Origin of the sequence: Methylobacterium longum (genome assembly GCF_022179385.1) — a bacterium.
Taxonomy (GTDB): domain Bacteria; phylum Pseudomonadota; class Alphaproteobacteria; order Rhizobiales; family Beijerinckiaceae; genus Methylobacterium; species Methylobacterium longum.
Genome location: NZ_BPQS01000010.1, coordinates 16,413 through 28,733, shown reverse-complemented (window position 1 = coordinate 28,733; position 12,321 = coordinate 16,413). Strand labels below are relative to the sequence as shown.

The following is a 12,321-nucleotide window of genomic DNA, read 5'->3' as shown; positions in this document are numbered from 1 at the left end:
CGTGTGGCGTAGTTCGTGCTTCACGTTAACGAACAGAAATACTCGCTCATCCCGAGCGCTGGCGAGGAGCTGTACCGATGTCAGGTTCGCGACTCACGACCATGATCTTCATCGGCATGCTGCTCGGGATCGCCGTGGGCTACGCCTGCAGCATCACGTGGCCGGACCCGCAGACCGCCAAGGAGATCGCCGGCTACATCGCCCTGGTGTCCGACGTCTTCCTGCGGCTGATCAAGATGATCATCGCGCCGCTGGTGTTCTCGACGCTGGTGGTGGGCATCGCGCATCTCGGCGACACCGCCGCGGTCGGGCGCGTCGGCGGCAAGGCGCTGCTCTGGTTCGTGGGCGCCTCGTTCTGCTCGCTGATGCTGGGCCTGATCCTGGTCAACATCATGCAGCCCGGCGTCAACCTGAACCTGCCGCTGCCCGACGTCGGGGCCGGGACCGGCCTGAAGACCGCCTCGCTCTCCCTCAAGGAATTCGTCACCCACCTCGTGCCCAAGAGCGCCGTCGAGGCGATGGCCAACAACGAGATCCTGCAGATCGTCGTGTTCTCGATCTTCTTCGGCGTGGGCTTGGCCGCGCTCGGCGAGAAGGGGCACTTCCTCGCGCGGGGGATCGAGGGCCTGGCCGACGTCATGCTCAAGGTCACGGGCTACGTGATGATGTTCGCGCCCGTCGCGGTGTTCGCCGCCATCGCGGCGACGATCACCACGCAGGGGATCGGCGTGCTGGTCACCTACGGCAAGTTCCTGGTCGAGTTCTACATCGGCCTCGGCGTGCTCTGGGCGCTCCTGATGGGCGTGGGCTTCCTGATGCTCGGGGGCGGGGGCATCATGCGCCTGATCAACCTGATCAAGGAGCCGTTCGTGCTCGCCTTCTCGACCGCGTCGAGCGAGGCGGCCTACCCGAAGATGCTGACGAACCTCGAGAAGTTCGGCGTGCCCAACCGCATCACGTCGTTCGTGCTGCCGATGGGCTACTCGTTCAACCTCGATGGTTCGATGATGTACTGCACCTTCGCGGTGATGTTCATCGCCCAGGCCTACAACATCCCGCTGACCTGGGGCCAGCAGCTGACGATGCTGTTCCTGCTGATGGTGACCTCGAAGGGCATGGCCGGCGTGCCGCGCGCCTCCCTGGTGGTGATCTCGGCGACCCTGACGCAGTTCAACATCCCGGAAGCGGGTCTGCTGCTGATCATCGGCATCGACCAGTTCCTCGACATGGGCCGCTCGGCGACGAACGTGCTGGGCAACAGCGTCGCCACCGTGGCGGTCGCCAAGTGGGAGGGCCAGCTCACTACGACCGATCAGCGCCTCGACCACGTCGGCACCGTGGTCTCGCCGGCGGAGTAACCGGATCCGGTGCGGCTCGGAGGGCAGGTCATGGTCGTGCGGCTCGTCGCGGTTCTGGCGCTGGCGCTGGCGGCGGCGCCCGCCTCCGCCGTGGAGGTTCTCACCGGCACATTGCGGAGCGTCGCCGAGCGCGGCGAGATCGTGCTCGGCTACCGGGAGAGCTCGGTGCCGTTCTCCTTCGTGGAGGGCAAGCGCCCGGACGGCAGCCCCCGGGCGATCGGCTACGCCATCGACCTCTGCGGCGAGATCGCCGACGACATCCAGGCGGCGATCGGCCGACCGGTGAAGATCCGCTACGCGCCGGTCACCGCGGAGACCCGCATCCCGGCCGTGACCTCGGGCAAGATCGACCTCGAATGCGGCTCGACCACCGCCAACGCCGAGCGGCGCAAGCAGGTCGCCTTCTCGCCGGTGGACTACATCAGCGCGACGCAGCTCCTGGTGAAGCGGGGCTCCGGCATCGCCTCCTACCGGGACCTCGGCGGCAAGACCGTCGTGGTGACGGCCGGCACCACCAACGAGAAGGCCGTGCGCGATCAGCTCGCCCGGCTCAGGATCGACGCGCAGGTGGTGACGGCGCCGGACCACGCCGCCTCCTACGCCATGGTCAAGGCCGGCCAGGCCGCGGCCTTCGCCACCGACGACGTGCTGCTGTACGGGCTGATCGCCACCGATGCGCAGGACGGGGCGAACTACACGGTGCTGCCCGACAAGCTCTCGTACGAACCCTACGGGATCATGTTCCGCAAGGACGATCCGGAACTCGCCGAGATCGTCAGCCGGACCTTCACGCGGCTCGCCGAGTCGCGGGCCCTGCGCTGGACCTACGAGCGCTGGTTCCTCAAGCGCCTGCCGAACGGCGAGCGCCTCGACATCCCGATGTCGAACGACCTGCGGGTGAGCTTCCAGGTGATGGGCCTCGACACGGAGCAGTGAGCCGGGCCGGGACGCCTCGCTTTCGCCCCACCGGCGCGTGAGGAAAGGGACCGCCCCGCCCCCGTCCCGCCGCGAGCGTGCTTCGCCCGATGTTGACTGCCACGCACCGCCTCAAACGGCTCGCAATCCTCGCCGCCGGTCTCGCCTGCGCCGCCACGGCGGCCACGGCCCACCCGCACGTCTGGGTCACCGCCAGGGCGCAACTCGTCTACGCGGACGGCAGGCTCGTGGGCGTGCGCGACACGTGGCGCTTCGATCCGGAATACACGTCCTTCATCACCCAGGGCCTCGACGCCAACAAGGACGGCACGCTGAGCCCCGACGAACTCGCGGGCCTCGCGGCCGAGAACACCGCCAACCTCGCCGAGTTCGGCTACTTCACGAAGCTGAAGGTCGGCGGCAAGGAACAGGCCTTCGCGGATCCGAAGGAACCGGCGGCACGCGTGGAGGACCGGGCCCTGGTCCTGACCTTCCTGCTGCCGCTGAAGACGCCGGTTCAGCAGGGTCGGGGCGTCGCCGCCCTGGAGGTCTACGATCCGACCTACTTCGTCGCCTTCTCGTTCGCCGAAGGGTCCGACGCGGCGACCCTCGCGGGCGCGCCGCAGGGCTGTGCCGCCACGGTCACCCGCCCGAAGACCGAACAGCCCAAGACCGCGGAGGCTGGGTCCTCCGGCATGACCGAGGCGTTCTTCGAGGCGCTCACGGCCGCCTCCGCCTACGGCGTCCAGTTCGCCAGCCGGATCCTCGTCGCGTGTCCGTAGGGATCGGAATCGCCGCCCCCCCCGGGGCGGGGCGGCTGGGCCTGCGGCTCGGGCTGATGGCGCTGGCCGTCGGGCTGGCCGCGCTCCTGGCCGCGGGGATCGCGTGGCTCGTGGCGCCCGGCCTCGCCGCGGCGCCGCCGCGCTCGCCCTTCGGCATCGGCTTCCGCGAGGCCGCTCCGGCGGCGACAGGACTCGGCGGGATCCTCCTCGCGCTGCAGGCGAGCTTTTCGCGCAGCCTCAACGCCGCGGTGGGCGCGCTCCGGGGCGGAGGCAGCTGGAGCCCGCTGATCGGGCTCGCCTTCGCGTACGGCGTGTTCCACGCGGCCGGGCCGGGCCACGGCAAGGCGGTGATCGCCGGCTACATCGTGGCGGGCGAGCGGGCATTGCGGCGCGGCTGCGCCCTGAGCGTCGGCGCCGCGCTGCTCCAGGCCTGCGTGGCCGGGGCGATCGTCGGCGTCGGCAGCCTCATCCTCAACGCCACCGCGGCCAGCCTGACCCGGGCCGGCACGCTGATCGAGACAGCGAGCTTCGCCCTCGTGGCCGCGGTCGGCCTGGCGCTGACGTGGCGCAAGGCCGGTCGCCTCGCCCGGCTCGGCGCCGCCTGCGGTCCCGGCTGCGTCCACCTGCCCGGGCCGGAGGCGTTCGAGAGCCTGGATTCGTGGCGCGCGCGGGCCGGGGTCGTGCTGGCGGCGGGCTCGCGCCCCTGTGCCGGGGCGGTGCTGGTCCTGATCTTCGCGGTGTCGCAGGGCGTGCCGGGGGCCGGGGTTGTCGCGGTGCTCGCCATGGCTCTCGGAACAGCGCTCACCACGTCGGCGCTCGCCTGCCTCGCGGTCTTCGCCAAGCGCGCGGCGCTCCGCCTCGCGGGCGGCCGGGGCCGGGCCGGGCTCTTGGTGCTGGGCGGGCTGGAACTCGTGGCCGCCGCCTTCGTGCTGGTGCTGGGGATCGCGATGCTCTCCGGCCTCGCGCCCGGCCTTGCCGGCTGAAGGGCTCGCCATCGGAGCCCCGGCGTGCCACGCTGCGCGCCGACACGGGAGAGCGCCGATGCCCGCCGACTTCCAGACGATCCTGAACTGGCGGCTGCTCGCGGGTTCGCACCCGTTCCCCGGCCCCGACGGCGGCACCTGCATCAACGAGGCGGCGGTCGTGGCCGCGGGCCTGCCCTACCGGACGATCCGCTCCAGCGCGGATTGCCCGCCCTGCTTCTCGCGGCCGGTCGCCGCCTACGCCCTGGGGCTCAACGACGCCATGCCGGACGACGTGCGGCCGCGGTTGATGGCCTTCGTGCTGCGGCTCTCGGGCAGCGCCGACACGCCGGAGAGCGAGGCCGCCCGCACCCGGTGCCTGGCGGTCCAGAGCGTCCGCCGGATCCTCGCGCCCCTGTGCGCGATGGCCGGCATGGCCGAGGATGCTGCAGCCTGCGCCACGGCCGGGGACCTGTCCGCCGCGATGGCGGCGGCGCAGGCTGCGGCCTGGACCGGCGGTGCGCGCTCGCAGGCGGCAGCCCAGGTGCGGCGCTGGCGCGAAGGCGCGGTCACCGCCGCCGTCTCCCGCACGGCGACGGCCGCCCGGCTGGCCGGAGAGGATGCCCGCTGCGCCGCAGAGGTGGCCGAGGGGGCCGCCCCCTTCGTTCCCGGCACCTGGGAGCAGGCCTGCGCGATCCTGGAGGCGGCCCTCGCCCTCGGTCGCCAAGCCCCGGAGATCGCCCTGGCCGGGGCCCGTCAGCGCCTGGACGCGGCGCGCGCCGTGGTACCCGCCAGGCTGCGCCCCAAGGTCACCGCCTGATCAGGCCGCGGCGGGCGCGGCGTCGAGGTCGAGCTCGATGAGGCCGCAATTCTCCAGGAACGTGCCGGTGAGGTGGTAGAAGAACGTGCCGTGGCCGACCACCGCGATGGTCTTCTCGGGCCGCGCGCGCAGCCACTCCCGGAACGCCGCGACCCGCGCGTCGAACAGGGGACGCGGCTCCACCGGATAGCCACCGACCTCGCTGCCCGCCTCCGCGTGCCACCAGATCTCCGGCAGATGCCCGACGTCGAGGTGCGGGAACTCGGCCGCGATCTCGGAAGCCGCCCGGCCGACGTCGCAGCTGCTCTCCTGGCACTCGCGGTGCAGCACCTCGATCAGCACGCGCGGCCGGTGCGGATGGTCGCCGAACAGGATCGCGGCGGTCTCGATGGCGCGGGTCAGGGGCGAGACCACCACCAGCTCGAACGGGATCGGCCGGAGCCGGTCCCGCGCGGCCCGGGCCTGGGCCTGACCGAGGTCGGTCAGGCGGGCGTCGGGGAGGCCGGGATCGCCGCCCCCGTGCCGGTGGGCGGCGTTGAACGTGGATTGTCCGTGGCGGATGCAAACGATCCGGATGTTGTCCTGCATGGATCTCGATACGGTTGTGGAAGGGATGGCGGCGTCGGACCGGTCAGGCGAAGCGACCGCCGCGCTGGATGACCTCGATCTTGTAGCCGTCCGGGTCCGTGGCGAAGAAGAACCGCGCCAGCACCGCCTCCCCGTGCTTGAGCGTCTTCAGGTCTGTGGCGGTGAAGCCCTCGCGCCGGTGCCGGGCGTGCTCGGCCTCGACGTCGTCGACCACGAAGGCGATGTGACCGTAGCCGTCGCCGAGATCGTACGGCTTGTCCCGCCCCTTGTTCACCGTGAGCTCCAGTTCGAACGGCGAGTTCGGATCCCGCAGGTAGACGAGGGTGAAGTCGGGAAAATCGAAACGGTCTGAGACTGCGAGCCCGAAGGCGCGGTCGTAGTAGTCGCGCGCGCGCGCCTCCTCGAGGACGCGGATCATGGCGTGGACGGGCTTGGACATGGGCTGGCGGTTCCGTGCGCACTTCAGCGGCGTGCCGGCCCCCTATGTGGCGCCCCCGCGCCTGCTGAAAAGGTCGGACCTGGGGCGCCCAGCGACGACACCACGCCACAGCGAACATGAAGAGGCGGCAATATATCCGTAAATCTACGAACACTCGTATGCATAGTTTGATGATAGAAACGACATATTAAGCGTTCTAAAGAATGTATTGGTTTCAGCTCGTCCCACTTTTTACAAATTTTATTGCAGATATCGCTGCAAGAGACATGATTTCATGAACACTCAACCGACTATGCCTTGACATCGACATATGATTGGGATCATTTTTACCTCACAAGACGATGGTCGAGGTAGATTTCTCGCCTTCACCAGTCGCCGATCCTGAGTCGAGGTCACAAGACCGTGCTACGCCTGTCCAACATCAAGGTTCTGCCCAAGCTGGTCGCCGTCATCGCTCTGATCAGCGCGATCGTCGGCACGTGCGTCTGGTACGCGCAGTCACGGATGACGACGATCGACGATGGGTACAGTCGCTTCATCGTCAACGAGGCGGCGGCCGTCGCCGAATCGCGGCAGCTCAACCGCCTGGTCGTCGAACTGAACTATTGGGTCTATCGGATCATCGCCGAGACCGAGCAGGGGCAAATGCAGGGGGCCAACACGGGTTTCGAAGCGGCCGTGCCCAAGGTGCGGGAGCTGCTCACTACCTTCCGGGCGCATGCGCCGAGCTTCGCCGACCGCATCGATGGTCAGGCCGCGCGCATCGAGCGCTACCTTGGTGACGTGAGCGACGTGCGCCGGCTCGGCACCGGCAACCAGAACGACCAAGCCCTCGCCCTGGTCCATACGGCGATCGACCCGGTCTTCTCCGGTCTGCTCACCGACGGAAACACGCTCGCGGACGACATCATGGCCTACATGGAGCGGGGGTCCGGCGATCTGACCGATCAGACCGACGCCACCCGCCGCGCCCTGATCACCGTCAGCGCCCTTGGCATGCTGGCCGGCCTGATCGCGGCGATCTTCGTCGCGACCGTCGGCATCACCCGCCCGCTCGACCGCCTCGTCTCGGTCCTGCAACGCATGGCACAGGGCGAGATCAACGCCGAGATCAAGGAAGCGGCCCGTCGGGACGAGGTCGGGGCGGTCGGCAAGGCTGTCGAAGGCATCAAGGCCATGGTCACCCGGAAAGCCGCCGAGGAGGCGGAGGTGAAGCGACGGGCCGACGAGGCCGCAGCGGTGGAGCGCAAGCGCACCATGCTGGAGCTTGCCGACGGGTTCGAGCAGGCGGTCGGCAGTATCGTCGGGATGGTTTCCTCCTCGGCGACCGAGCTGCAGGCCACCGCCCAGACCATGACGGTCTCGGCATCTCAGACGGCGAGCCAATCGACCACGGTGGCGACGGCGGCCGAAGAGGCCTCGGCCAACGTCCAGACGGTGGCCGCCGCGGCCGAGGAGCTGGGCACCTCGGTGCAGGAGATCGGCCGGCAGGTTCTGGGCTCGGCCAACCTCGCCCAGACCGCCGTCGGCGAGGCGGACGAGACCCAGCATCTCGTCCGGGTGCTGAGCCAGGCAGCGACGCGGATCGGCGACATGGTCGGGCTGATCTCCAACATCGCCGGGCAGACCAACCTGCTGGCCTTGAACGCCACGATCGAGGCGGCCCGTGCCGGCGAGGCGGGGCGCGGCTTCGCGGTGGTCGCCGCCGAGGTCAAGGAACTGGCCGGGCAGACCGCCAAGGCCACCGAGGAGATCAGCCAGCAGATCGGGCAGATCCAGGGCGTGACCGGGCAGGCGGTCTCGGCCATCGACATGATCACCGCCCGGATCCGCGAGATCAACGGGGTGGCGACCACGATCGCCGCAGCGGTGGAGCAGCAGGGCGCGGCCACGCAGGAGATCGTCCGCAACGTCGCGCAGGCGGCCACCGGGACGGAGCAGGTGACGACCAACATCACCGGCGTGGCCAGGGCCTCCGAGGAGACCGGCGCGGCGGCGGCCCAGGTGCTCGGGGCGGCCGGCGAGCTGTCGCGGCAATCCGAGCATCTCGGCGCCGAGGTGTCCCGCTTCCTCGGAACGGTCCGGGCGGCCTGAACCCCGTTCAGGCCCCGATCCGGAGCACCTCCGTCCGGGCGCCCGCCTGGGCGAAGGCATCCGGGTCGGCACCGGTCATCCAGACCTGCCCGGGCAGCGCTTCCAGGGCCTCGAACAGGCCGGCCCGCCGGCGGGGATCGAGATGCGCCGCGACCTCGTCGAGCAGGATCACCGGCGCGATGCCGCTCATGACCCGCACCAGACGGGCATGGGCGAGGACGAGGCCGATCAGCAGCGCCTTCTGCTCGCCGGTGGACGCCGTGCCGGCGGATACGTCCTTGGGTCCGTGGCGGACCACAAGATCGCTGCTCTGCGGCCCGATCAGGGTGCGGCCCGCCGCGCGGTCCCGGTTTCGGCCGTTGCGCAGGGCGAGGCGGAAGCGATCCTCCGCCTCGATGGCCGGCCAGACCGCCACGAGGTCGTCGAGATCGCCCTCCAGGCGAATGGAGGCCCATGGGAAGGGCTGAGCGTCGTCCCGGGTCTCGGCGATCAGCCGGTCGAGGCGCTCGGCGGTCTCCCGGCGGGCCAGCGCCACGGCGACGCCCAGTTCCGCCACCTCCCGCTCCACCGCGTCGAGCCAGCGGCCGTCGTCGGGACGGTCCTCCAGCAGCCGGTTGCGCGAGCGCAGGGCCCGCTCCATCGCGGAGACGCGCGCCCCGTGGCCGGCATCCACCGCCAGCACGAGGCGATCGAGGAACCGGCGCCGGTCGCCGGCCGCGCCGCGGAACAAGCCGTCGAGGTCCGGCGTCAGCCAGACCACCCGGAGAAACTCGCTGAACGCCACCGGGGAGGAGGCCGGCGCTCCGTCGATGCGGCAGAGCCGGCTCGTGCGGCCGTCCGGTCCCGGCGGCTCCAGCCCGGTCCCGAGCCGGTGCTCGGCACCGTCCCGGCCGAGGGTCAGCGACACCGCGAAGCCGCCCGGGCCGCCGGTGCGCGCCATGGTGGCGAACTCTGCCCGGCGCAGGCCGCGGCCCGGCACGAACAGGGAGATCGCCTCCAGCAGGTTGGTCTTGCCGGCACCGTTCTCGCCGACGAGCGCGACGAACCGGGCCTCGGGGGCGAGTTCGAGTTCGGCGTGGTTGCGGAAATCGCGGGCGATCAGGCGGGTGACGCGCAGATCCGACTCGTTGGGCTCGATCCGCGCAGCGAGGACATCGCTCATCGGTGACCCCGGACGTCGAGACGCACCGTGTTCGAACGTCTCGTCCTACCTGACATCCATCCAACCACCTCATCCTGAGGTGACCGCGTCAGCGGACCTCGAAGGAGAACTCCGGAACCCCTACCACCATCTGGAGGCCTCCTTCGAGGCCTCCGCGACGCTCCGGCGCCTCAGCATGAGGGCGAGAACGGGCGATGCCGCGGCCGGCTCAGACCCGCATCGGCATCAGCACGTAGAGTGCCGGCGCGCCCTCGCGGTCCTGGATCAGGGTCGGGGAGCCCGGGTCGGCGAGCTTGAACAGGGCGGTGTCGCCCTCGAGTTGCGCCGTGATGTCCAGCAGATAGCGGGCGTTGAAGCCGATATCGAGGTTCGCGGCCTCGTAATCGACGTCGAGCTCCTCGGTGGCGCTGCCCGAATCCGGGTTGTTCACCGAGAGCGCGAGGCGTCCCTCGCCGAGCCCGAGCTTCACGGCGCGGCCGCGCTCCGACGAGATGGTCGAGACGCGGTCCACGGCCTTGGCGAAGGCGTCGCGCTCCACGGTCAGGCGCTTGTCGTTGTTGGCCGGGATCACCCGCTGGTAGTCCGGGAAGGTACCGTCGATCAGCTTCGAGATGAGGGTCAGCCCGTCGGCGAAGCGCAGGCGGATCTTGGCCGGCGACAGGTCGACCGCGACGGTCTCGCCGCCGTCGTCGAGCAGCTTCTGGATCTCGGCGACCGCCTTGCGGGGCACGATCACGCCGGGCATGCCGACGCTGCCCTGGGGGGCCGGGATCTCCACCCGGGCGAGCCGGTGTCCGTCCGTGGCCACCGCCCGCATCACCGGGCCGCCCTCGGTCTCCAGCGTGTGCAGGTAGATGCCGTTGAGGTAGTAGCGCGTCTCCTCGGTGGAGATCGCGAACTGGGTCTTGTCGATCAGGCGCTTGAGGTCGGCGCCGGCGATCTCGAAACCGTGGGGCATCTCGCCGGCGGCGAGGTCCGGGAAGTCGCCCTCTGGCAGGGCGCCCAGGGCGAAGCGCGAGCGCCCGGAGCGGATCGTCATCTGGCCGGACTCGCCGCCGGTCTCCAGCGAGACCTGGGCCCCGTCGGGCAGCTTGCGGACGATGTCGTAGATCACGTGCGCTGGCACCGTGGTGGCGCCGGCATCGGACACGTCGGCCGGCACGCTCTCGGTCACCTCGATGTCGAGATCGGTCGCGCGGAGCTGCAGCCCCGACCCCTCCGCCCGCAGGAGCACGTTCGACAGGATCGGGATCGTGTTGCGGCGCTCGACGACCCGGTGCACGTGGCCGAGCGATCTGAGCAGGGCCGCGCGCTCGACAGTGACTCTCATCGCGATACTCGAGTGGTGTGGACGGCGCCGCGGCCGGCATCCGTCGCGGTATATGGCCGTTCAGCTTGGCGAAGGGGACCGGGGAACGCAAGGCCGACACGGGTGCACCGCACAGCGTCGTGGGATCCCACGCCGTGGCCCCATGCGGCGGCCCCATGCGGCGGCCCCATGCGGCGGCCATGCGCTGGACCCATGCCGAAACCGGGGTACCGACCCGGGCAGTCCCGTGCGAAAGCGCCGCAACCGATCTGGAACCCCCGTCTCCGAGACCATGCTGCAGACTGTCGAGACCCCGGGCGCAACGCATCCCGCGCCGAGCGCAGGGCGCATCCTGGCCGCGAGCTTCGTCGGCACGGCGATCGAGTTCTTCGATTTCTACATCTACGCCACCGCGACTGCCCTGGTGATCGGTCCGGTCTTCTTCCCCTCCGGCGCGCCCGGCGTGCAGCAACTCAGTGCCTTCGCGACCTTCGCCATCGCGTTCATCGCCCGGCCCGTGGGCGCGGCCCTGTTCGGGCATTTCGGCGACCGGGTCGGCCGCAAGGCCACCCTGGTCGCCTCGCTGCTGATCATGGGCCTCTCCACGGTCCTGATCGGCTGTCTGCCGACCTACGCCGCCGTGGGCTGGTGGGCGCCGGCGGCCCTCTGCATCCTGCGCTGCGGCCAGGGGATCGGCTTCGGCGGCGAGTGGGGCGGCGCCGCCCTGCTGGCCGTCGAGAACGCCCCGCCGGGGCGGCGGGCGTGGTACGGCATCTTCCCGCAGCTCGGGGCGCCGGTGGGCTTCATCCTGGCCAATCTCGGCTTCCTTGCACTCAGCTTCGGCCTGTCGGCCGAGAGCTTCCAGTCGTGGGGCTGGCGCCTGCCGTTCCTGGGCTCGGCCGCGCTGGTCGGGGTCGGGCTCTATGTCCGCCTGAAGCTCACCGAGACGCCCGCCTTCCGGGCGGCGCTCACGCAGGCGCGTCCGGAACGGGTGCCCTTCGCCACCGTGGTGACGCGGCACGGGCGCGCGCTCCTGATCGGCACCTGCGCGATGGTGGCGGTCTACGCGGTGTTCTACCTCTCGACGGTCTTCGCGCTGGGATACGGCACCGGAACCCTCGGCTACAGCCGGTCGACGTTCCTGCTGTTCGAGTGCATCGCGGTCTGCTTCATGGCGCTGGGCATCGTGGTGTCGGGCGCCGCGGCCGACCGCCTGGGCCGCCGGCCGGTGCTGCTCTCCGGGATGGCCGTGACGTTCCTGCTCGGCTTCCTGATGGGGCCGATGCTGGGCCATGCCGCCGGCACCGGGACGTGGCCCCCGGTCCTCGGGTTCCTGTGCCTCAGCCTCCTGACGATGGGCTGGGTGTTCGGACCGATGGGCGCCGTGCTGCCCGAGCTGTTCCCGACCCGGGTCCGCTACACGGGCGCCTCGGTCACCTACAATCTCGCGGGGATCCTGGGTGCCTCGGGGGCGCCCTACATCGCGCAGGAACTCGCGGCTTACGGCGGAATCGGCTTCGTGGGGCTCTATCTGGCCGGGGCCGCGATCCTCAGCTTCCTCGCCGTCCTGGCGATGCGGGAGACGGCGGACATCTGAGACGGCCGATCGACCCGCTCGCCGAACGGGGCGGCCGACCGGTGCCGTCGCGCGCGGCGCCGCAACGCGATCAGGCGCGCCCCGGTGCGCCCGGCTCGAAGCGGCCCAGAAACCGGGTCCGCTCCCACAGCTCGATCACATTGCGCCCCACCATCGCCCGGACCTGACGCCGCGCCTGGCCATCATCCTCGGCGGACACGATCTGAGCCGAGGAAACGCGTCCGGCACGGTCGAGCATGAACGCCCGGTAGGCGCGGCTCCGGCGAGCCGTATCAGCGGTCAAAGCAAGCATCGG

The 12,321-nt window shown here is 70.6% G+C and carries 12 protein-coding genes; 7 read left to right on the top strand and 5 right to left on the bottom strand.

Going from position 1 to position 12,321, the window contains the following annotated elements:
- The first annotated feature begins 77 nt into the window (after nucleotides 1-77).
- From MFF58_RS11595 to MFF58_RS11575, 5 genes are all read left to right on the top strand, one after another.
- Nucleotides 78-1,358 carry a dicarboxylate/amino acid:cation symporter gene (locus MFF58_RS11595; RefSeq protein WP_238287440.1) on the top strand — a complete coding sequence of 427 codons (1,281 nt, stop codon included), beginning with the start codon at nucleotides 78-80 and terminating at the stop codon, nucleotides 1,356-1,358.
- A 30-nt stretch (nucleotides 1,359-1,388) separates the two neighbouring features.
- On the top strand, nucleotides 1,389-2,294 hold the full coding sequence (locus MFF58_RS11590; protein WP_238287438.1) for an amino acid ABC transporter substrate-binding protein: 906 nt from the start codon (nucleotides 1,389-1,391) through the stop codon (nucleotides 2,292-2,294).
- 89 nt (nucleotides 2,295-2,383) lie between these two features.
- The gene (locus tag MFF58_RS11585) at nucleotides 2,384-3,055 is read left to right on the top strand and encodes a DUF1007 family protein (protein ID WP_238287437.1); all 672 of its coding nucleotides are present in this window, start codon (nucleotides 2,384-2,386) and stop codon (nucleotides 3,053-3,055) included.
- A complete protein-coding gene (locus MFF58_RS11580; protein WP_238287436.1) occupies nucleotides 3,046-4,038 on the top strand; it encodes a nickel/cobalt transporter in 993 nt (330 codons plus the stop codon). The genes MFF58_RS11585 and MFF58_RS11580 overlap by 10 nt, the downstream gene beginning before the upstream one ends.
- Nucleotides 4,039-4,096: 58 nt before the next feature.
- Entirely contained in the window at nucleotides 4,097-4,837 is a 741-nt protein-coding gene (locus MFF58_RS11575; RefSeq protein WP_238287435.1) for a hypothetical protein, read from the top strand.
- Here the strand turns inward: MFF58_RS11575 and MFF58_RS11570 are convergent, their stop codons facing one another.
- Both MFF58_RS11570 and MFF58_RS11565 read right to left on the bottom strand, forming a co-directional pair.
- Complete coding sequence (locus MFF58_RS11570; protein WP_238287434.1) at nucleotides 4,838-5,425, bottom strand: histidine phosphatase family protein; 588 nt, start codon at nucleotides 5,423-5,425, stop codon at nucleotides 4,838-4,840.
- A 43-nt stretch (nucleotides 5,426-5,468) separates the two neighbouring features.
- Nucleotides 5,469-5,864: a VOC family protein gene (locus MFF58_RS11565; protein ID WP_238287432.1), complete on the bottom strand. Its 396-nt coding sequence runs from the start codon at nucleotides 5,862-5,864 to the stop codon at nucleotides 5,469-5,471.
- Nucleotides 5,865-6,266: 402 nt separating this feature from the next.
- On the opposite strand from MFF58_RS11565, the gene MFF58_RS11560 reads away from it, so the two are divergent.
- Entirely contained in the window at nucleotides 6,267-7,958 is a 1,692-nt protein-coding gene (locus MFF58_RS11560; RefSeq protein WP_238287429.1) for a methyl-accepting chemotaxis protein, read from the top strand.
- Between the two features lie 7 nt (nucleotides 7,959-7,965).
- On the opposite strand, the gene recF is transcribed toward MFF58_RS11560, so the two are convergent.
- Both recF and dnaN read right to left on the bottom strand, forming a co-directional pair.
- Nucleotides 7,966-9,120 (bottom strand): DNA replication/repair protein RecF, encoded by a 1,155-nt coding sequence (gene recF, locus MFF58_RS11555; RefSeq protein WP_238287425.1) that lies wholly within the window; start codon nucleotides 9,118-9,120, stop codon nucleotides 7,966-7,968.
- 208 nt (nucleotides 9,121-9,328) lie between these two features.
- Nucleotides 9,329-10,450 carry a DNA polymerase III subunit beta gene (dnaN, locus tag MFF58_RS11550; RefSeq protein ID WP_238287424.1) on the bottom strand — a complete coding sequence of 374 codons (1,122 nt, stop codon included), beginning with the start codon at nucleotides 10,448-10,450 and terminating at the stop codon, nucleotides 9,329-9,331.
- Between the two features lie 271 nt (nucleotides 10,451-10,721).
- Between dnaN and MFF58_RS11545 the strand changes: the two genes are divergently transcribed.
- Nucleotides 10,722-12,026 (top strand): MFS transporter, encoded by a 1,305-nt coding sequence (locus MFF58_RS11545; protein WP_238287418.1) that lies wholly within the window; start codon nucleotides 10,722-10,724, stop codon nucleotides 12,024-12,026.
- A gap of 70 nt (nucleotides 12,027-12,096) precedes the next feature.
- Here the strand turns inward: MFF58_RS11545 and MFF58_RS11540 are convergent, their stop codons facing one another.
- The gene (locus tag MFF58_RS11540) at nucleotides 12,097-12,318 is read right to left on the bottom strand and encodes a hypothetical protein (protein ID WP_238287416.1); all 222 of its coding nucleotides are present in this window, start codon (nucleotides 12,316-12,318) and stop codon (nucleotides 12,097-12,099) included.
- Between the last annotated feature and the right edge of the window lie 3 nt (nucleotides 12,319-12,321).

Excerpts from the sequence above, each read along its gene's own strand:
- MFF58_RS11585 (WP_238287437.1), top strand. The coding sequence starts at position 2,384 with ATGTTGACTGCCACGCACCGCCTCAAACGGCTCGCAATCCTCGCCGCC.
- MFF58_RS11545 (WP_238287418.1), top strand. The coding sequence starts at position 10,722 with ATGCTGCAGACTGTCGAGACCCCGGGCGCAACGCATCCCGCGCCGAGC.
- dnaN (WP_238287424.1), bottom strand. The coding sequence starts at position 10,450 with ATGAGAGTCACTGTCGAGCGCGCGGCCCTGCTCAGATCGCTCGGCCAC.
- MFF58_RS11540 (WP_238287416.1), bottom strand. The coding sequence starts at position 12,318 with ATGCTTGCTTTGACCGCTGATACGGCTCGCCGGAGCCGCGCCTACCGG.
- MFF58_RS11565 (WP_238287432.1), bottom strand. The coding sequence starts at position 5,864 with ATGTCCAAGCCCGTCCACGCCATGATCCGCGTCCTCGAGGAGGCGCGC.
- MFF58_RS11570 (WP_238287434.1), bottom strand. The coding sequence starts at position 5,425 with ATGCAGGACAACATCCGGATCGTTTGCATCCGCCACGGACAATCCACG.
- recF (WP_238287425.1), bottom strand. The coding sequence starts at position 9,120 with ATGAGCGATGTCCTCGCTGCGCGGATCGAGCCCAACGAGTCGGATCTG.
- MFF58_RS11590 (WP_238287438.1), top strand. The coding sequence starts at position 1,389 with ATGGTCGTGCGGCTCGTCGCGGTTCTGGCGCTGGCGCTGGCGGCGGCG.
- MFF58_RS11595 (WP_238287440.1), top strand. The coding sequence starts at position 78 with ATGTCAGGTTCGCGACTCACGACCATGATCTTCATCGGCATGCTGCTC.
- MFF58_RS11575 (WP_238287435.1), top strand. The coding sequence starts at position 4,097 with ATGCCCGCCGACTTCCAGACGATCCTGAACTGGCGGCTGCTCGCGGGT.